Here is a 17,814-nt window from a genome sequence, read left to right as displayed (position 1 = left end):
ACCAGGCGCATAATTAGCCTGCTTATTTATATTTACTCGATAGCGCAAACAGCGCATCACACTGCGGATCGCTATGTCACCCTCTGATGTCCCCATAAACTGGAAACGCAACCTCACCGTTGCCTGGCTGGGCTGTTTTTTAACCGGCGCAGCATTTAGCCTGGTCATGCCATTTTTACCCCTTTACGTCGAGAGTCTTGGCGTGACGGGTCACAGTGCCCTGAATATGTGGTCAGGGCTGGTATTCAGTATCACCTTCCTGTTTTCCGCGATTGCCTCACCTTTCTGGGGCGGACTGGCCGATCGTAAAGGCCGGAAAATCATGCTGTTACGCTCGGCGTTGGGCATGGCCATCGTCATGCTGCTGATGGGGCTGGCACAAAATATCTGGCAATTCTTGATCCTGCGCGCCCTGCTGGGTTTGCTCGGTGGATTTATTCCTAATGCCAACGCACTGATCGCAACCCAGGTGCCACGCAATAAAAGCGGCTGGGCGTTGGGGACACTTTCCACCGGCGGCGTCAGCGGTGCTTTACTTGGACCACTGGCGGGTGGGTTACTTGCCGATCAGTATGGTCTGCGCCCTGTATTTTTCATCACAGCCCTGGTGCTGTTGATCTGTTTTATTCTGACACTCTTTTTTATCCGTGAACGCTTCCAGACAGTGAGCAAGAAAGAGATGTTGCACGTTCGCGAAGTTGTAACGTCGTTAAAGAATCCAAAGCTGGTGCTGAGCTTGTTTGTCACTACCCTGATAATTCAGGTTGCAACCGGCTCCATTGCGCCAATCCTGACGCTGTATGTACGGGAGCTTGCGGGTAATGTCGGCAATATCGCGTTTATCAGTGGGATGATTGCCTCTGTACCGGGTGTTGCGGCCTTAATCAGTGCACCAAAGCTCGGCAAATTGGGTGACAGGATTGGTCCGGAGAAGATCCTGATCGTTGCATTGGTTATCTCCGTACTGCTGCTGATCCCAATGTCATTCGTCCAGACACCCTGGCAGCTAGGCGTGCTGCGTTTTTTACTGGGTGCCGCTGATGGTGCATTGCTGCCTGCCGTACAGACCTTGCTGGTGTATAACTCAACCAACCAAATCGCCGGGCGTATTTTTAGTTACAACCAGTCGTTTCGTGATATCGGCAACGTTACAGGGCCGTTAATGGGAGCTGCTATATCGGCAAATTATGGCTTCCGTGCCGTCTTCTGCGTCACCGCTGGTGTTGTGTTATTTAACGCGATCTACTCATGGAACAGTCTGCGCCGCCGCCGGGGATCTCAGATCCTGGGATGATTTGGTGTATTCATTCTCAACGGGCCCCCAACATATCAATTGGATTAATGTAGGAGGATACGCAGAGTGAGCTCCGTGACAATTCTGATCGTACTGGCTACACACCTTTTTTAAACGTCATGACACTCAATAACGCTTAATATTATTCTAGCTGTTATAGTAAACTACTTTATTTCTACCTGAATTTTTCGCTTCATACAGCGCAGCATCAGCATATGATACGACTTTGTCAGCAGAATAATCATCAGATTTACTACAATATACACCGATGCTGATTGTCATTTTCTCTTTCAAGCCATATATATTGGGCACCGCTGTTTCAGTTTCAACATTTTTTCTTATTCTTTCCGCAACAAACATTACTTCAGCGTTATCTTTACACTTAATCAGGATCCCAAACTCTTCCCCACCAATTCTCGCAAAAATGTCTGAGTCTCTGATCGATTTATTGACAATATCAACAATGCTTTTTATAACGCGGTCGCCTTCCTGATGGCCATAAGTATCATTGATGCGTTTGAATTTATCTATATCCAGTATCATTATACAAACAGCACCTTTTACTAAAGATGATTTCAGTGCCTTATAGAATAACTTCCGGTTATATATCTTAGTCATCGCATCTTTTATTGCTGAATCCTTCTCTCTCTTAAGAATAATGAACATGTTGTACATTAATATAGATATGATACATAAGGTGCTGATAACTTCGATTCCCCTACTGACATACCAAATATACATACTATATTCATCCAGACTTAACAGAAGAACATTCGTCAGGATTGCAGAGCAACACAGTAACGCGATGCTTTTCCATAAGATACCATGCATTTTGGTTTTCACTGCCAGATACAACAAAACCATTCCCCATGCAATAATCAGTGAATATATATAGCCAATATGCCAGTGCACCGTTTTATTGTCAGCTTTGAGACTGGTAATTTCAATCGTGACATCAGCGTTATAACTGGACAAATTATGCGAAAGGGATGCAATTGCCAGCATAATCAACAAGGCTATAATTATGTAACATGGTTCTCTTTCTTTAGTCTCAATAACTGTGGAAGTCGCTTTATAAGATTTCAATGATACAAAAAACAATGCAATAAAACTAACTTGCCTAAAATAATAGAAGATAGCGATATCATTTGTGCGTTTTTCTATCAAAACGCTATCATTAATTAAATCCTGAACGATATATATAGTTTCTATAAAATAGATATCATTACTAAGAAATGCCATTCCTAGTATCATCAGGTATGTTAGATCTTTCCTGCAAAGGTATTGAAAAAGCATAAAAAGAAAAATTATGCCGTACAGAAAAAACAACCCAACGATGATTATCAAATATGTTGTTTGAGGTACACTCTGCACTTCTAGCTGATACTGAGAAAGACACATGCCAGCAATAAAATAGCTGACTAAGCAAGTAATGTAAAAGTTCATCAACCTGCTATTATTTGAATTACTATTATCCATAACAGCCCTGACAAGAATCCTATTTCGCATTTTATATATTAAGTCATTACTCTTTGCAAATTAATAATTTATCATTTTTTTAATAATGACAATCTTATTTATAACGCATGTTATTATTCATTAAATATTATGGATGCTCTCTTATACTCCGCTATATATATAATATAGTCACCACATGCATAATGATTAACAATATCATTTATGGATATCTAACTTAAACAAACATCGATACTTTCAGACGTAATACTCACACGCGTCATTTTTATACTTACCTTTTAATTTCAACTAGTTAAAATAAAAAATTTTGTATGAATTATAATTGTTTCACCCGCCATAAAGTATGGTTTGCAGTCTATTTAATCACCCCGTTTAAACTATAACATCCTCACTCATGGTGCTCCTGTCATAACGGCTTGAGTTTAATACACTCCAACCGATTCTTAAAAACTTAAGGTTTGCTGTTCATGAATCGTATTGGCGGTAGGGTTCCCCCGTGTTTTTGTTGTTTCAGGAAGCACCACAACCGTATGGTTATGGTAAGAAACACCCGATGCTTCAAGCCGTTGCATACCTGAAACTTCGCGATAAACGAATGCTTTGACAGTTCTCACCACACCACCTATATCTTTTTATTAAGCCAATCACCCATGCGATCAGGATGCGAATATGAATGCCTTATACCCCACCCTTGAAGAAGCCATTGATGCAGCCCGTGAAGAGTTTCTGGCTGAGAATTCAGGCCTTGAATCTGACGAAGCCAGTGTCCAGCAGCTGAACGTACAAAAGTACGTGCTACAGGATGGCGATATCATGTGGCAAGCTGAGTTTTTTGCCGACGAAGATGATGGCGAAGGCGAATGTTTGCCCATGCTGAGCGGTGAAGCGGCACAAAGCGTTTTTGATGGCGACTATGATGAGATTGATATTCGTCAGGAATGGCAGGAGGAAAATACGCTCCACGAATGGGATGAGGGTGAATTTCAACTGGAGCCTCCCCTTGACACAGAAGAAGGCCAGACCGCAGCCGATGAATGGGATGAACGATAGTTACTCGTAAGGCCCATGGTGTATATCGAGCGGTAATAGCAACGTATCAAACACCAGCGAAAACGGCAGATCCAGGAGGGTGACATAACGCCACGCAGAGTCCCGGACATCCCATTGCACGCCTGGATAGTATTGATTTCCGTGTCCTTGTCCGGGGATCGTCCGGCTAATAATGCTGCCGCATCCGCTCAGAAGAAAGACCATCATTCCCACAGCGAGTATTCGCACTGGATACCTCATGACTTTTATATTCAGTATAAAAAAATACCGGCTCCAGGCCGGTATTTTTACGTTTCACACGCTTATTTTTTCCTGAGCGCCAGTGGGTTCAGGGAGATCCCCTGATAATAATTAACCCATGAAGAATACTTATCTGGTGAATTCCAGACGCGATAATGTAAACGCGCCATAGTCACCGGATCGCTCAACAGAACCAGGCGGCGATCGCGATTCAGTTTCTCCGGCGTTTCATTCAGCGCCTGCTCGACATGACGATCACGTGCGATTTCAAGCACGTTACTCGCACGATGGCGCGCGGTAGCCATTGCCGTTGCCAGCGCGTTAAACGACGGGTTAAACACAGCGTGCATGAAACCGTCATCCAGCGAACGATTACGGTTCAGCTCCAGATAGTTATCCGTGTCCACCAGCACCTTCGGCGGAGAATACTCTTCCGGGATCAGGAACAGTTTCCAGCGTTTGGTACGTAACCCAACCGTTGAACGACTGGAAATGACGGAAACAAACGGCGACAGGATTAGTGAAAAGACAATCGGAGCCAGCCAGAACAGGAAACGCAGATCCAGCCAGGCCATCCCTACTGCCCACACCAGGCCCAGCAACAGCTGAGATCCGTGACGCATAAACGCCTCGCCCCACGGAGTGGAGTCGTCATCGCGTTGCGGCGAATTCCACACCACTTCCCATCCGAGGAAGGCACTGACCACGAAAACGGTGTGGAACAGCATACGCACCGGCGCCAGCAGCACGGAGAACAGGACCTCCAGCAGCAGCGACAACGTGACGCGAATAAATCCACCGTACTCTTTCGTGCCTTTGCACCAGATAAGCAAAATACTCAGCAGCTTCGGCAGGAACAACAGCACCATCGTTGAGGCAAACAACGCGATAGCCAGCTCAGGACGCCACTGCGGCCAGACCGGGAACAACTGACGTGGTTGCAGGAAGTACTGCGGTTCCGTCAACGCATGGACCACCTGCAATGCGGTCGACAACGCGAGGAACATAAACCATAACGGTGCTGACAGATAGGACATCACACCGGTCAGGAACACCGCGCGATGAACCGGGTGCATCCCTTTAACCAGGAACAGACGGAAGTTCATCAGGTTACCGTGGCACCAGCGACGGTCACGCTTGAGCTCATCCAGCAGGTTCGGTGGCAGCTCTTCATAAGAGCCCGGCAGATCGTAAGCAATCCACACGCCCCAGCCCGCACGACGCATCAATGCCGCTTCCACGAAGTCATGGGAGAGGATCGATCCCGCAAACGAGCCTTCGCCCGGCAGCGGTGCAAGCGCACAGTGTTCAATAAACGGTTTCACACGAATAATCGCGTTATGACCCCAGTAGTGCGATTCACCCAACTGCCAGAAGTGAAGTCCGGCGGTAAACAGCGGACCATAAACGCGGGTAGCAAACTGCTGGCAGCGCGCGTACAGGGTGTCCATACCGGACGCTTTTGGCGAAGACTGGATAATCCCGGCATTCGGGTTCGCTTCCATCAGGCGTACCAGACCGGTCAGACAATCTCCGCTCATCACGGAATCAGCGTCCAGCACCACCATATAGCTGTACTGGTTGCCCCAGCGACGGCAGAAGTCATCAATGTTACCGCTTTTACGCTTCACACGGCGACGACGACGACGGTAGAAAATCTGTCCTTCGCCCTGCACTTCGGCAATCAGCTCCATCCACGCCTTTTGTTCCGCAACGCAGATATCGGGATTGTAGCTGTCACTCAGAATGTAAACATCGAAATGCTCCGCATTCCCCGTGGCTTTAACCGACTCCCACGTAGCGCGCAGGCCCGCGAATACGCGGTCAACGTCCTCGTTACAGATAGGCATGATTAGCGCAGTGCGGTGCTCAGGATTCAGCGGCTCATCCCCTACCGTTGAGGCAGAGATACTGTACTTGTCACGCCCAATCAGCAACTGCAGGAAGCCCATCAGCGCGGTCCAGAAACCGGCTGATACCCAACAAAAAAGCACGGCAAACAGAATGAGGATACCGGTCTGCAGCACATAAGGCAGCAACTGCATAAAGGAAACCCACAGGTTCTGCCCCATCATATCTGCTGGATTAATGAATGCCCATCCCTGATAAGGAAGGATCGTTTTCATATACCAGGTCGCTACGACCGTTTGCGCCAGCGTTAAGATCAACAGCGTATAACGGCGGATCGTGCCGACGGTACGCCATTTCTGCTCACTTTCTTGTTCTTCTTTCGTCAAACGAGAAAGATAACGCGGTGTGACATCGCGCCCGCGCAGGCGATCCCAAAAACGGCCAACCGGGTTAGTACGCCAGGGATCGGGAAACATTGAAGTACGTGTCGCTTTCGGCATTGCCTGCAGCTGGTCACGCCCTTCATCATCCTTTATCAACTGATCTTTGGCCAGAGAGTCTGGCCAGGCTTGCTCAAGGCGAGCTTTTACAGAACCCTGCGGTGAGTCATCTTCGCGCGAGTAAGTACGGTGCTCGGCATCCAGCGCCTGATGAACGGCGCGAATGTCAGTTTTCGGCAGTGCCGCTTTTTCGATATCCGAAAGCGGCATTGCGTCAATATACTCAGTTGTCTTATTCATTGGCAGGTAACTGGTAGCTCCAGGTTTCACTCAACGGCTGATCGGCATTGGCCAACGCAGCACGCATTTCAGTGGTTTTCTTCGCATCTTTCACTTTCACGCGCAGCATCAAACGCCACCCTTTCGTAACCGGGTTGTAGCGCACGGTGCTTTCCACGATTTCACCGTTGTCACCAATGCTGGTTTGCGCGGTAATCGGGGTGTCCTGCGGCAGCTTTTTCATTTCGGTGCCGGTGAAATCCACCACAAACGCGATAGTGCCGTCAGGCTGACGAATGAGATTGGATTGTTTGACATCCCCTGTGGAACGGCGAGTCTGCTGCACCCAGGCATTTTCTGGCGCATGAAGCTTATCTTCATCACGCGTAAACGTCAGGGTGTACTTAAAGTTCATCTCTTTACCTGCTTCCGGCAGTTGGTCCGGCGTCCAGTAGGCAACGATGTTATCGTTTGTTTCGTCGTTAGTAGGGATCTCAACTAATTCAATTTTGCCTTTACCCCAGTCGCCTTTTGGCGTGATCCAGGCACTTGGGCGCAGGTCATAACGGTCGTCGATATCTTCGAAACGGGAGAACTGACGTCCACGTTGCAACAGGCCGAATCCTTGCGGGTTTTCCATCGCAAAGCTGCTCACCGCGAGATGTTTCGGGTTATTCAGCGGACGCCAAATCCACTCGCCGTTACCTGCATGGATAGACAATCCGTTTGAGTCGTGCAGTTCCGGACGATAATTTGTCGTCGGAGATGGCTGGTTCGGGCCGAACAGGAACATACTGGTTAACGGAGCTACGCCCAGTTTGCCCACTTTATCGCGCAGATAGACTTTGGACTGAACATCCACAACCGTGTCACGGCCTGGAATAATCACAAAGCGATACGCCCCGGTTGCACGCGGGGAGTCAAGCAGGGCATAAATGGTTAAACGTTTGTCAGTCGGTTTTGGACGTTCGATCCAAAACTCACGGAAGCGGGGAAACTCTTCACCAGAAGGCAGTGCGGTATCTATCGCGAGACCGCGCGCAGACAGACCATAGACCTGGCCTGCACCAAGTACGCGGAAATAGCTGGCGCCGAGCATGCTGACGATTTCATCGTTTTTGTCTTTGCTGTTGAGCGGATACAGCACCTTAAACCCGGCGAACCCGAGATCTTTTACGGTGTCTTTATCGTGCTGCACATCGCCAAAATTAAAATAATCCGGGCTGTATTTGATTTTTTTTACCGCAGTCGCGGTAACTTCGTTGATCTTGACCGGCGTGTCGAAGTACATACCCTGGTGGTAGAATTCGAGCTTAAATGGGGTCTTGAGATTGCTCCAGTATGCTTTGTCGCGATTAAACTGGATCTGCTGATAATCCGCATATTTCATGTCGCGGAAAACGGAGGGCAAGTTACTTTTTGGCGCCTCGTAGCCTTTATCGGCTAAGGATTGAGCTTGCTTTGCAACATCATCAATACTGAACGCCCAGCTCGATGATGTATACAGCGTTAACATTACTGCTGCACCCAACCAACGCATTTTCATCATTTGTAGTTTATGTTTCATAATTAGTAAGCACTTCCCCCTTTGTGTGCTTATATTGATCCGATCCATTTTAATGGATAATCGGGTATTCCGACAACTGAATCCCTGTATTGTTCGTATGCTGGCTCATGGTTTAAGCAGGTTCGCCTGCCTGTTTTCACTTTGAGTGCTTATCCTGGAGACAGGTTGTTGGACTTCGTGTAGGGTTGCCTTCGAATGTAACCATAATTCGTCTTAGGGATAAGACGAAAAGTCTGAGAATACGTAACTGTCTATGAGCTCTGTATCTCCACCGCGTGAATATTTTCTGGATTCCATCCGTGCCTGGCTGATGTTGTTGGGGATTCCCTTCCATATCTCGCTGATCTACTCCACGCATACCTGGCATGTGAACAGCGTAGAACCGTCATGGATATTGACCCTGTTTAACGATTTCATACATGCATTTCGCATGCAGGTCTTCTTTGTTATTTCGGGTTATTTTTCATACATGCTGTTTTTGCGCTACCCCTTAAAGCGGTGGTGGAAAGTGCGTGTTGAACGCGTGGGGATCCCTATGCTGACCGCCATCCCACTACTCACGCTGCCGCAATTTATCATGCTGCAATATGTGAAAGGCAAAGCCGACAGTTGGCATACTCTTAGTGGATACGATAAATACAACGCGCTGGCATGGGAGCTGATTTCTCATCTGTGGTTTTTACTCGTCCTTGTCGTTTTAACAACCGTGAGTATGTGGGTGTTTAGCCAAATGAAACACCGGTTGACGAGCCCCGATGGCGTCAGCACTTCCACGATATCGATGACAAAACTGACGTTGATCTTTTTGTTGCTTGGCGTCGGATACGCCGCCGTCAGAAGAACAATTTTTATCGTCTACCCGTCTATTCTCAGCGATGGCATGTTTAATTTTATCGTCATGCAAACGCTGTTCTATGTGCCGTTCTTTATGCTCGGCGCGCTGGCGTTTATCAATCCGCAGCTGAAAGCACTGTTCACAACGCCCTCGCGCAGCTGCACGTTAGGTGCGGCATTCGCTTTTGTGGCTTATCTGCTCAATCAACGCTATGGAAACGGCGATGCCTGGATGTATGAAACCGAATACGTAATAACGATGGTGATGGGACTGTGGATGGTTAACGTCGTTTTCTCGCTCGGCCACCGTTTATTGAATTTCCAGTCAGCCCGCGTCACCTATTTTGTCAATGCATCACTGTTTATCTATCTGGTGCATCATCCGTTGACGCTGTTTTTCGGTGCCTATATCACACCGCACATTACATCAAATCTGCTGGGTTTTCTCTGTGGGCTGCTGTTTGTTGTCGGGATTGCGGTAATATTGTACGAAATCCACTTGCGGATACCGGTGCTGAAGTTCCTCTTTTCAGGGAAACCCATCGTTAAGCAGGATAAAAACAAGGCCATTGCCGGATAGCAGGCCTGTCATTGCATGGTTCAGAGCAGCCATTCAATCGGTAATACAGAGGCCAGCCTCACCAGAACCCGCTTCCAGAATCCTGTGGCGGGTTCTTTTTTCACTACCCGCTCGCTGCTGCCAGGACAATCTACCCAGTTTATCCGGCCCCAGCGGTCCAGGCGTAATTGCCAGGCCACATCACGCTGGCTTTGCATAAAGCGTTTATGAATCAATGACGCCAGAACTTCACTCTCAATCACAAATCCCATTTCCGTATTGAGCAACGTTGAGCGCGGATCGAAATTAAGCGAGCCGATGAAAACTTTGCGGCCATCAATGCTGAAGGTTTTCGCATGCAGACTAGAGCCTGAATTGCCGGTCAACCCGCGATCGTGTACCACCGCACCGCGATCGCGGGTTGGTTTTAGCTCATACAGTTCTACACCATAGCGCAGCAATTTTTTCCGCCAGCGCGCGTATCCTGCATGCACAATTGCCACATCATTCGCAGCCAGCGAGTTAGTTAAAATAGCAATCTTTACCCCTTTTCGGACCAGGCGCAGGAGCTGTGCGACTCCGGCACGTGTCGGCACAAAGTAAGCGGAAATTATATCAATACGCTCAGTGGGTGAGCCCATGACGTCAAACAAACGTTGCGGTAATAGCGAGTGACGCGGCGCTTTCCCCTCTCCTTTTGCCGGATCGTCACTGAGCAGGCGCGTTTTGGCCCAAATCAGCGACAGTGAACCCTGATCAAGATGCGTCATAAACTGGCTGGTCTCCAGTTTGTGCAAATAGCGTCGGGTAATATCGTCGTTATACCACGATTCAGGCAGTTCAATGCGTTGAGTCGTTTCTGGCTCAGACAACTCCAGGACTCTTTGTAACGTTGAAACTGACTGACATTGCCAGTATCGCTCAAAATCATCCGCGACCTCTTTCACCACCGGACCGATGGCCATCACGTCAAGATCGGAAAACAACGGTTCTTCACCCGCACCGAAATAGGCATCGCCGATATTACGCCCGCCAACCAGCGTCACTACACCGTCCGCGGTATAACTTTTATTGTGCATGCGGCGATTGAGCCGGGCGAAATCGGTTAAATACCCCAACGCGCGAAGGATGCGAAATGAGAAGGGATTAAACAGGCGGACTTCAATATTCGGATGGTTATCCAGCAGACGCAGCGTGTCATCAAGGCCCGGCGTGTTGTTATCATCCAACAGCAAGCGAACCCGTACCCCGCGTTTCGCCGCGGCCAGCAGAACAGAAAACAGCAGCAGCCCGGACATGTCGTTCTCCCAGATGTAATACTGCACATCCAGCGTTCGTTCCGCCATTTCTGTCAGCCGATAACGGGCTGCGAAAGCATCCAGACTGTCATCCAGTGCCAGAATGCCGCACTGGTTCGGATGGCTTGCGCACAATGGGGTAATGGCACGCTCAAGTCGCGTCATATCAGGCCGTGTTATCATCGCCTTGTTGGGTGAGTAATCTCTTGTATAACCCGGCATTTTCCTCATCAAAACACACGAAGTAGATTTGATCAGGTAGCGCACGGCGGGTGATAAATTTCAGCACCGTATTCACCGCTATCTCCGCCGCCGCCGCACGTGGATATCCGTAGGCTCCGGTGCTAATAGCCGGGAACGCAATGGATTGATAGCCATTGGCCAGTGCCAGTTGTAATGAATTGCGATAGGCCTCTTCAAGGCGTTCTGCTTCATGATGATCGCCGCCCTGCCAGACGGGCCCAACAGTGTGGATCACCGCTTTGGCGGGGAGATTTCCCGCCAGGGTAATAACCGCATGACCGGTTGGGCATTCGCCCTGTTGCTGTAATACCTGTTTGCAGGCCTCCAACAGTGCAGGTCCAGCGGCGCGATGAATCGCTCCATCAACGCCACCGCCGCCCAGCAACGAGGAGTTGGCCGCATTGACAATCACATCAACGGCGATTGCCGTAATGTCGCCCTGTAAAACATGAACACGCGATTGCATAAGTTCCCCCTGACAAAACACTCTCTGTTAAGTGTACAGCAGGGTTTTCTATGAAATCTCACTTTTTAACCATACAGGTGCATATCTACGCCAGAACGATTCATTTATATTCAATATTAAGAATCGCCAGATTTTTCTGTTCATTAAGGTACTGCATTCTCATACTGGCAATTTGCTGGAGGCTTTCAGGAGCCATCGCTATCTGTTGTGTGTTATAGCGACTACTCCGTAACTTACCATCACGTATACATGACACTTCAATCTGTTGTTGTTGCGAGTTCACTTCACAAGGCGATTCAACTATTGCGCCACGAAAATGGATAATCCCGCCAGGTGTGATTTGCTGCGCCGTTGCGGGGAACATAAAAAAAGAAGTAACACATAAACTGGTACTTAAAATACGTTTTAATAAGGTGCTCATAAGGGTTCCTCAATGATAAACCATCCTTGAGGGATCAAAGTGATCCTTCACCGCTGTGATTAACGACCAAATAAAAACGTTTTCACGTCTCTATATTCATAGAACAGCACCGCTTTCCCAGCCACACCCTTAAAGCAAATACAGCAAAAAATCATGAGCGATTGCTTGAATCAGGCCACTGCTGGGACAGATGCAATGACTGCCCATCCGAAACGGTAACGACAATGTTGACCGTATCTTCAGGTGAAATATTAAAGCTCAGTTTTGTTAATTCAATCGGCCGATTAGCAGGGATCGACAGGCTTGTTTTCTGTTGTGTTTGGCTTTGCCCCCCCGCCCCTTTACGTATGGCAAGAATTTGTACCTGGCACACGCAGGGTTGCGATAATGTCACCTGCGGAATAATGGTATACATCTCACCTTGCTGGGCTGTATTAAAAGTTATTTGATTTGAAAGCGCGGCAATGAGTAATAGCGTATGCATAATATGCTCCCGAAAAAAAACAGGGCTTTCGCCCTGTTTATTATCAGTTATAAAACTGAATTAGTGCTGGTTAGCTGTCGCATTGTTGCCATAACCAACCTGCTGAATCAGAACATTCGAGTCAGATGCAGTCTGATTAACCACCGCACCGTTACGACCACCGAACTGAGTTACACTGATGTCAGCATTTTTTGCATTCCACTGATTGATATCAGCGCTGTTCTGGAAGCCAGTCTGTTTCAGGCTAATGGTACTGTCATCAGCACCTTGCCCGACGGTAGCACCGTTACCATGTCCGTGTTGCGTGATGGTCACATCTGATTTACGTGCATCACTTTGCAGCGCATTCGCAACGTTACTTGACCCATATTGGTAAATACTCAATGAAGAGTCCGGGCCATAATTACTGCCACCGTGATGGTGACCATTGCTGTTCAATTGCGGAACAAGGCCTGCCAGAGCACTGCCAGAAACTACGATTGCTGCGAATGCTGCCACTTTTAAAAGTTTCATGGTAAAACCCCCATCGGATTGATTTAAACGTCGTTTACGGATTAGCGTTGAGTAACGCGAATTGCCATTTGCGACTGTCTCTGCACCACAACTGCTGTTTTTTGTGTACCGTACTGGGTAATATTTGCTTTATTACCAGAACCTTTCTGGATAATCATCGCTGTATTACCGTAAGAACTTTGTTTAATACTCGCATCATTAGAGCTGCCTGTTTGATCAATATATGCAAAATTATATGATCCTGTCTGATCTGTTCTCGCCCGGTTACCTGAACCTTCTTGCGAAATGACCGACAATAACTTGCTGCCCTCCTGGCGGGTATTTGCACTGTTAGCAGTGCCAACCTGACCAATAATGGCTGCCTGATTAAATGAAGACTTACTTAATTCATTTACCGCAAAGTTATATTCTGAATTAGCTAAATCATAACTGGTTGCGGATGCAATCCCAGGCACACCCAGTATTGTCAACATCATAAATAACAACTTGTTTTTCATGCTGTCACCCTGGACCTGGTCGTACATGAAGTTAAATTAATTACCACTCAAATTGTTGTTAACATGACTTACATTTGTTAACGCCACGTTACGATGAAGAGTATGTCCGTTGAAACATTTTAAATAACTCACCCGCGAGTGGTATTTTGATATCCAGATTCACACCAAAGTACTAATTAACAGTGAATAACACCGCTACAGGTATAGGTTTTATTTTTATTTCGCCATCAGGAATGAATTTCTATGCAGTCACTGAAAAAGTGCATTTTCCACGATTTCAGGGCTTCGCAGCACCGTGTCCCGATAGTCACCGATGCAAGTCGTGACAAAGGTCAGTTTTTTCCGCTTAAAATTGTCCAACGTAAAGTGGGACAAATAATTTAGAATTCATTAGAAATCTAAAACTCGCCAATCGTTAATTAAAATATTAAAAATCAATATGTTATTATAATTTGTATGATTTTTTAAATCTATGCAGTAACGGTAAAATGTACAACTTTCCTATCAAATCTAAACTCCAAAAAAACCTAAAAATCACATTTTAATATATAATTTTACATTCTGTTACATGTTTAACACTTGCTTTAAGATTTGTAATAGCTAGATTGAAATCAGTTGAAGTCCATTTGTTTTAATATTTTCACCCCTTTGGGTCGATATTTTATTTCTACACAGCAGTGCAACATCTGTCAGTACTTCTGGTGCCTCTATTTTAGTAGAGACAGCTGTCAGGTGTGCGACTAAAAAGTGGAGTTTCATCATGTTTAATGAAGTCCATAGCATTCATGGTCATACATTATTGTTGATCACGAAACCTTCTTTGCAGGCAACTGCATTATTACAACATTTAAAACAATCACTGGCGCTAACCGGAAAACTACATAATATTCAACGTTCTCTGGATGATATTTCCTCTAGCTGCATTGTTTTACTGGATATGATGGAGGCAGATAAAAAACTGATCCATTACTGGCAAGATAATTTGAGCAGAAAAAACAACAATATAAAGACGTTATTGTTGAATACCCCTGATGACTACCCTTATCGGGATATCGAAAACTGGCCACATATCAATGGCGTGTTTTACGCAACTGAAGATGAACAGCGTGTCGTTAGCGGCTTGCAGGGTGTCTTACGCGGTGAATGTTACTTCACGCAAAAGCTTGCCAGTTATCTGATCACGCATTCTGGAAATTATCGTTATAACAGCACGGAATCGGCGCTGCTGACACACCGTGAAAAAGAAATACTTAATAAATTGCGTATCGGCGCCTCAAATATTGAAATCGCTCGCTCACTATTTATTAGTGAAAATACGGTAAAAACACATCTTTATAATCTTTTCAAAAAGATAGCTGTCAAAAATCGTACGCAGGCGGTCTCATGGGCCAATGATAACCTCAGGCGATAAAGCCATGAAACGCTATTTGACCTGGATTGTGGCAGCAAATTTATTCTTTGCTGCCGGGAATTTGCACGCGACTACAAGCGTAGAGGTGGAGGTTCCCGGACTGTTAACTGACCACACTGTCTCTTCAATCGGGCATGATTTTTATCGTGCATTTAGTGACAAGTGGGAAAGTGAGTACACAGGAAATTTAACTATCAATGAAAGACCCAGTGCGCGTTGGGGAAGTTGGATCACCATAACGGTCAATCAGGACGTTATCTTCCAGACTTTTTTATTCCCCACGAAAAGAGACTTCGACAAAATTGTCGTCTTCGCATTGGCACAAACTGAGGAAGCATTAAATCGCCGGCAAATAGATCAAACTCTATTAAGCACGAGCGATTTAGCGCGCGATGAATTCTAAAACATGATTTTGTCCGGAGGCTTTCATGCGTGTCAAACATGCAGTGGTTTTGCTCATGCTAATTTCACCATTAAGTTGGGCCGGAAACATGACGTTCCAGTTCCGAAACCCAAACTTTGGTGGCAACCCGAATAACGGGGCTTTTTTGTTGAACAGCGCTCAGGCGCAGAACTCCTATAAAGATCCGAGCTATAGCGATTACGGAATTGAAACACCGTCAGCGCTGGATAACTTTACTCAGGCGATTCAGTCACAAATTCTCGGCGGCCTGCTCACCAACATTAATACCGGTAAGCCGGGAAGAATGGTGACCAATGATTTTATCATTGATATCGCTAACCGGGACGGGCAGTTGCAATTGAATGTTACCGACAGGAAATCGGGAAAAACATCAACGATCGAAGTGTCGGGTTTACAAACACAGTCAACCGATTTCTAAGCTATAGCCACGAAAGGAAAAAATCATGCAGCGCTTACTTATAATGGTTGCAGTATTTTTACTCAGCGGATGCTTAACGTCCCCACCGCAAGAAGCCGCTAAACCGACATTAATGCCTCGCGCCCAAAGTTACAAAGACTTGACGCATCTCCCGATGCCTACGGGTAAAATCTTTGTATCGGTTTACAATATCCAGGATGAAACGGGTCAGTTTAAACCTTATCCGGCAAGTAACTTCTCCACTGCCGTACCGCAAAGTGCCACGGCAATGCTGGTTACCGCACTGAAAGATTCGCGTTGGTTCATCCCGCTGGAGCGTCAGGGATTACAGAACTTACTGAACGAACGGAAAATCATCCGTGCGGCACAGGAAAACGGCACGGTTGCCATTAACAACCGAATTCCGCTGCAATCATTAACCGCAGCTAACGTGATGGTGGAAGGTTCAATCATCGGCTATGAAAGCAACGTTAAATCAGGTGGTGTCGGCGCGCGTTATTTCGGTATTGGTGCCGATACGCAATATCAACTCGACCAGATAGCGGTAAACCTGCGCGTAGTTAACGTCAGTACCGGTGAGATCCTTTCTTCGGTCAACACCAGTAAAACCATCCTGTCTTATGAAGTGCAGGCAGGGGTATTCCGTTTCATTGACTACCAACGGCTTCTGGAAGGGGAAATTGGTTATACCTCTAACGAACCGGTCATGCTTTGCCTGATGTCAGCCATTGAAACTGGCGTTATCTTCCTGATAAATGACGGTATCGATCGCGGCTTGTGGGACTTGCAGGATAAGAAACAAGTTGATAACGACATTCTGGTTAAATATCGCCATATGTCGGTACCTCCAGAGTCCTGATACTAAAGAGAGAATAAAAAGCGTGAGGGAACCCTCACGCTTTTTTTATTTACTGGTCAGCGTGGATGAAGCCGAGTTTTCGCGACGAGATGCCAGCCACAATCCGCTGTTTTTCATTGCATAGCCGAATACCAGACCCAGCGCCAGAGACGGCAGAACCAACTGCCAGTCGCCCTGTCCTGCAAATGTTGCGCATGCGCCAATAAACGTGCCCGGCACAAATGAAAGCAGCCATTGCTTTGCCTGGATACACATCATAAATGCGACAATTCCCGTTATGACATAGCCAAGGATGTCCATATGCGGAGCAAGTGCACTACCATTAATAATCACCAACGCCCACACCACACCGCTTAGCAGCGTACACGCCGAGATCCACAGCCCTTTCAGTCCACCTTGTGGGCAGGCAAAATAGGCTGTACAGCCCAGGAAGCCAGCCCAACTGAGTAAACCAAGAGAAACGGCCACCCATCCCCAGAGTCCGGAGAGAATGCCCGTTGTGATTGCAATAGAGAGAAGTATGCTCATGCCGCGCATCTTAGCAGAAAAACGGCATGGTAATGAGATCGTGCACACAATTTATGCAAGATGATAAATTGCGTTGCAGTATATAGTGACTTAGATCACATTCACTCGTCTGTATCTTCCTGCAATTCATCCCACATTGCGCTAATTGCATCGCGCGTCAGCGGCGCCATAGTTCGCCAGAAAGCGGTATTCGCATGCGCCTCAACTTTACCAAGGAACGTGTCGCACCAGGGAAGCAGGTAGTCAACAAACAAGGTTTCCAGTGCTTCACTCTCATCTTCTGCGGACTGGTCTTCAAGCCAGGATGCCGCCAGCAACAAGGTACCAATATGATCGGCTGGTGTATCCGCCAGCGGCATTCCACGCGCAGACAAGAATGCACGAACATCCGCTTCCTTCGCCCCTTCTACCCAGGCGCTACGATAAGGCGGCACTGAACACTCTTTCCCGACAAACAGCGCGTTGTAATCCGCAGCAAGCTGGGGCATATCACAGCTTTTCTGCAAACGGGCCAACAGCTCATCCTGTTCCAGTGGCCAGTTAGCAGACAGTTTACCTTCGCTAATCAAGGTAAACAGGGGAACCAGTAAAGGGTCCTGCGGTTGGCGGTAAAACAGCGAGCCCAGTACACGGCACAGGATAGAAAACTCGTTCATTGATAT

At 47.1% G+C, this 17,814-nt stretch carries 19 protein-coding genes; 7 read left to right on the top strand and 12 right to left on the bottom strand.

All coding sequences use genetic code 11. The annotated features are described in order from the left end of the window. The first annotated feature begins 73 nt into the window (after positions 1-73). A complete protein-coding gene (mdtG, locus tag I6L54_RS10160; RefSeq protein ID WP_040230659.1) occupies positions 74-1,294 on the top strand; it encodes a multidrug efflux MFS transporter MdtG in 1,221 nt (406 codons plus the stop codon). A gap of 147 nt (positions 1,295-1,441) precedes the next feature. Here mdtG and I6L54_RS10155 read toward each other — a convergent pair whose 3' ends face one another. Further along, a complete protein-coding gene (locus I6L54_RS10155) occupies positions 1,442-2,773 on the bottom strand; it encodes a sensor domain-containing diguanylate cyclase (protein WP_040230658.1) in 1,332 nt (443 codons plus the stop codon). 666 nt (positions 2,774-3,439) lie between these two features. On the opposite strand from I6L54_RS10155, the gene I6L54_RS10150 reads away from it, so the two are divergent. Beyond that, positions 3,440-3,820 carry a MysB family protein gene (locus I6L54_RS10150; protein WP_005129101.1) on the top strand — a complete coding sequence of 127 codons (381 nt, stop codon included), beginning with the start codon at positions 3,440-3,442 and terminating at the stop codon, positions 3,818-3,820. Here I6L54_RS10150 and I6L54_RS10145 read toward each other — a convergent pair whose 3' ends face one another. The 3 genes from I6L54_RS10145 to mdoG all read right to left on the bottom strand — a co-directional run bounded on the left by I6L54_RS10145 (position 3,821) and on the right by mdoG (position 8,179). Beyond that, positions 3,821-4,060 carry a YceK/YidQ family lipoprotein gene (locus I6L54_RS10145; RefSeq protein WP_223236914.1) on the bottom strand — a complete coding sequence of 80 codons (240 nt, stop codon included), beginning with the start codon at positions 4,058-4,060 and terminating at the stop codon, positions 3,821-3,823. Positions 4,061-4,122: 62 nt separating this feature from the next. After that, positions 4,123-6,651: a glucans biosynthesis glucosyltransferase MdoH gene (mdoH, locus tag I6L54_RS10140; RefSeq protein WP_040230656.1), complete on the bottom strand. Its 2,529-nt coding sequence runs from the start codon at positions 6,649-6,651 to the stop codon at positions 4,123-4,125. Further along, entirely contained in the window at positions 6,644-8,179 is a 1,536-nt protein-coding gene (gene mdoG / locus I6L54_RS10135) for a glucans biosynthesis protein MdoG (protein WP_086523802.1), read from the bottom strand. The genes mdoH and mdoG overlap by 8 nt, the downstream gene beginning before the upstream one ends. A gap of 271 nt (positions 8,180-8,450) precedes the next feature. Between mdoG and mdoC the strand changes: the two genes are divergently transcribed. Beyond that, a complete protein-coding gene (mdoC, locus tag I6L54_RS10130) occupies positions 8,451-9,611 on the top strand; it encodes a glucans biosynthesis protein MdoC (RefSeq protein ID WP_005129107.1) in 1,161 nt (386 codons plus the stop codon). 20 nt (positions 9,612-9,631) lie between these two features. Here mdoC and I6L54_RS10125 read toward each other — a convergent pair whose 3' ends face one another. The 6 genes from I6L54_RS10125 to csgB form a co-directional block, all read right to left on the bottom strand. Next, complete coding sequence (locus I6L54_RS10125; protein WP_137378516.1) at positions 9,632-11,119, bottom strand: phospholipase D family protein; 1,488 nt, start codon at positions 11,117-11,119, stop codon at positions 9,632-9,634. Beyond that, a complete protein-coding gene (gene ymdB, locus I6L54_RS10120; RefSeq protein ID WP_005129111.1) occupies positions 11,055-11,597 on the bottom strand; it encodes an O-acetyl-ADP-ribose deacetylase in 543 nt (180 codons plus the stop codon). Before ymdB ends, I6L54_RS10125 begins: the two co-directional genes overlap by 65 nt. A gap of 100 nt (positions 11,598-11,697) precedes the next feature. Continuing rightward, positions 11,698-12,018 (bottom strand): YmdA family protein, encoded by a 321-nt coding sequence (locus I6L54_RS10115; RefSeq protein WP_005129119.1) that lies wholly within the window; start codon positions 12,016-12,018, stop codon positions 11,698-11,700. A gap of 151 nt (positions 12,019-12,169) precedes the next feature. Further along, positions 12,170-12,502, bottom strand: a complete 333-nt coding sequence (gene csgC, locus I6L54_RS10110; RefSeq protein ID WP_005129120.1) for a curli assembly chaperone CsgC — start codon at positions 12,500-12,502, stop codon at positions 12,170-12,172. A gap of 60 nt (positions 12,503-12,562) precedes the next feature. Beyond that, positions 12,563-13,015 (bottom strand): curli major subunit CsgA, encoded by a 453-nt coding sequence (gene csgA / locus I6L54_RS10105; RefSeq protein ID WP_005129121.1) that lies wholly within the window; start codon positions 13,013-13,015, stop codon positions 12,563-12,565. A gap of 41 nt (positions 13,016-13,056) precedes the next feature. Next, positions 13,057-13,512, bottom strand: coding sequence for a curli minor subunit CsgB (gene csgB / locus I6L54_RS10100; protein WP_005129122.1), 456 nt, complete (start codon positions 13,510-13,512; stop codon positions 13,057-13,059). A gap of 760 nt (positions 13,513-14,272) precedes the next feature. On the opposite strand from csgB, the gene csgD reads away from it, so the two are divergent. Genes csgD through csgG form a run of 4 tightly spaced genes read left to right on the top strand, consistent with a single transcriptional unit; the run spans position 14,273 to position 16,624 of the window. Beyond that, positions 14,273-14,923 (top strand): biofilm master transcriptional regulator CsgD, encoded by a 651-nt coding sequence (csgD, locus tag I6L54_RS10095; protein ID WP_005129125.1) that lies wholly within the window; start codon positions 14,273-14,275, stop codon positions 14,921-14,923. Positions 14,924-14,927: 4 nt separating this feature from the next. Then, complete coding sequence (csgE, locus tag I6L54_RS10090; protein ID WP_040230652.1) at positions 14,928-15,326, top strand: curli production assembly/transport protein CsgE; 399 nt, start codon at positions 14,928-14,930, stop codon at positions 15,324-15,326. A 25-nt stretch (positions 15,327-15,351) separates the two neighbouring features. Then, on the top strand, positions 15,352-15,765 hold the full coding sequence (gene csgF / locus I6L54_RS10085) for a curli production assembly/transport protein CsgF (protein ID WP_005129126.1): 414 nt from the start codon (positions 15,352-15,354) through the stop codon (positions 15,763-15,765). A gap of 25 nt (positions 15,766-15,790) precedes the next feature. Continuing rightward, positions 15,791-16,624 carry a curli production assembly/transport protein CsgG gene (csgG, locus tag I6L54_RS10080; protein ID WP_005129128.1) on the top strand — a complete coding sequence of 278 codons (834 nt, stop codon included), beginning with the start codon at positions 15,791-15,793 and terminating at the stop codon, positions 16,622-16,624. Positions 16,625-16,669: 45 nt separating this feature from the next. Here csgG and I6L54_RS10075 read toward each other — a convergent pair whose 3' ends face one another. Together I6L54_RS10075 and I6L54_RS10070 are read right to left on the bottom strand one after the other, a co-directional pair. Beyond that, complete coding sequence (locus I6L54_RS10075) at positions 16,670-17,152, bottom strand: DUF1097 domain-containing protein (protein WP_040230650.1); 483 nt, start codon at positions 17,150-17,152, stop codon at positions 16,670-16,672. Positions 17,153-17,253: 101 nt separating this feature from the next. Next, the gene (locus I6L54_RS10070) at positions 17,254-17,808 is read right to left on the bottom strand and encodes a TorD/DmsD family molecular chaperone (protein ID WP_005129133.1); all 555 of its coding nucleotides are present in this window, start codon (positions 17,806-17,808) and stop codon (positions 17,254-17,256) included. Between the last annotated feature and the right edge of the window lie 6 nt (positions 17,809-17,814).

Origin of the sequence: Citrobacter pasteurii, from assembly GCF_019047765.1 — a bacterium.
GTDB classification, from domain to species: domain Bacteria; phylum Pseudomonadota; class Gammaproteobacteria; order Enterobacterales; family Enterobacteriaceae; genus Citrobacter; species Citrobacter pasteurii.
Note: the sequence above shows the minus strand (reverse complement) of the source record. Positions and strands in the feature narration are given on the sequence as shown.

Excerpts from the sequence above, each read along its gene's own strand:
- mdtG (WP_040230659.1), top strand. The coding sequence starts at position 74 with ATGTCACCCTCTGATGTCCCCATAAACTGGAAACGCAACCTCACCGTT.
- I6L54_RS10155 (WP_040230658.1), bottom strand. The coding sequence starts at position 2,773 with ATGGATAATAGTAATTCAAATAATAGCAGGTTGATGAACTTTTACATT.
- I6L54_RS10150 (WP_005129101.1), top strand. The coding sequence starts at position 3,440 with ATGAATGCCTTATACCCCACCCTTGAAGAAGCCATTGATGCAGCCCGT.
- I6L54_RS10145 (WP_223236914.1), bottom strand. The coding sequence starts at position 4,060 with ATGAGGTATCCAGTGCGAATACTCGCTGTGGGAATGATGGTCTTTCTT.
- mdoH (WP_040230656.1), bottom strand. The coding sequence starts at position 6,651 with ATGAATAAGACAACTGAGTATATTGACGCAATGCCGCTTTCGGATATC.
- mdoG (WP_086523802.1), bottom strand. The coding sequence starts at position 8,179 with ATGATGAAAATGCGTTGGTTGGGTGCAGCAGTAATGTTAACGCTGTAT.
- mdoC (WP_005129107.1), top strand. The coding sequence starts at position 8,451 with ATGAGCTCTGTATCTCCACCGCGTGAATATTTTCTGGATTCCATCCGT.
- I6L54_RS10125 (WP_137378516.1), bottom strand. The coding sequence starts at position 11,119 with ATGAGGAAAATGCCGGGTTATACAAGAGATTACTCACCCAACAAGGCG.
- ymdB (WP_005129111.1), bottom strand. The coding sequence starts at position 11,597 with ATGCAATCGCGTGTTCATGTTTTACAGGGCGACATTACGGCAATCGCC.
- I6L54_RS10115 (WP_005129119.1), bottom strand. The coding sequence starts at position 12,018 with ATGAGCACCTTATTAAAACGTATTTTAAGTACCAGTTTATGTGTTACT.
- csgC (WP_005129120.1), bottom strand. The coding sequence starts at position 12,502 with ATGCATACGCTATTACTCATTGCCGCGCTTTCAAATCAAATAACTTTT.
- csgA (WP_005129121.1), bottom strand. The coding sequence starts at position 13,015 with ATGAAACTTTTAAAAGTGGCAGCATTCGCAGCAATCGTAGTTTCTGGC.
- csgB (WP_005129122.1), bottom strand. The coding sequence starts at position 13,512 with ATGAAAAACAAGTTGTTATTTATGATGTTGACAATACTGGGTGTGCCT.
- csgD (WP_005129125.1), top strand. The coding sequence starts at position 14,273 with ATGTTTAATGAAGTCCATAGCATTCATGGTCATACATTATTGTTGATC.
- csgE (WP_040230652.1), top strand. The coding sequence starts at position 14,928 with ATGAAACGCTATTTGACCTGGATTGTGGCAGCAAATTTATTCTTTGCT.
- csgF (WP_005129126.1), top strand. The coding sequence starts at position 15,352 with ATGCGTGTCAAACATGCAGTGGTTTTGCTCATGCTAATTTCACCATTA.
- csgG (WP_005129128.1), top strand. The coding sequence starts at position 15,791 with ATGCAGCGCTTACTTATAATGGTTGCAGTATTTTTACTCAGCGGATGC.
- I6L54_RS10075 (WP_040230650.1), bottom strand. The coding sequence starts at position 17,152 with ATGAGCATACTTCTCTCTATTGCAATCACAACGGGCATTCTCTCCGGA.
- I6L54_RS10070 (WP_005129133.1), bottom strand. The coding sequence starts at position 17,808 with ATGAACGAGTTTTCTATCCTGTGCCGTGTACTGGGCTCGCTGTTTTAC.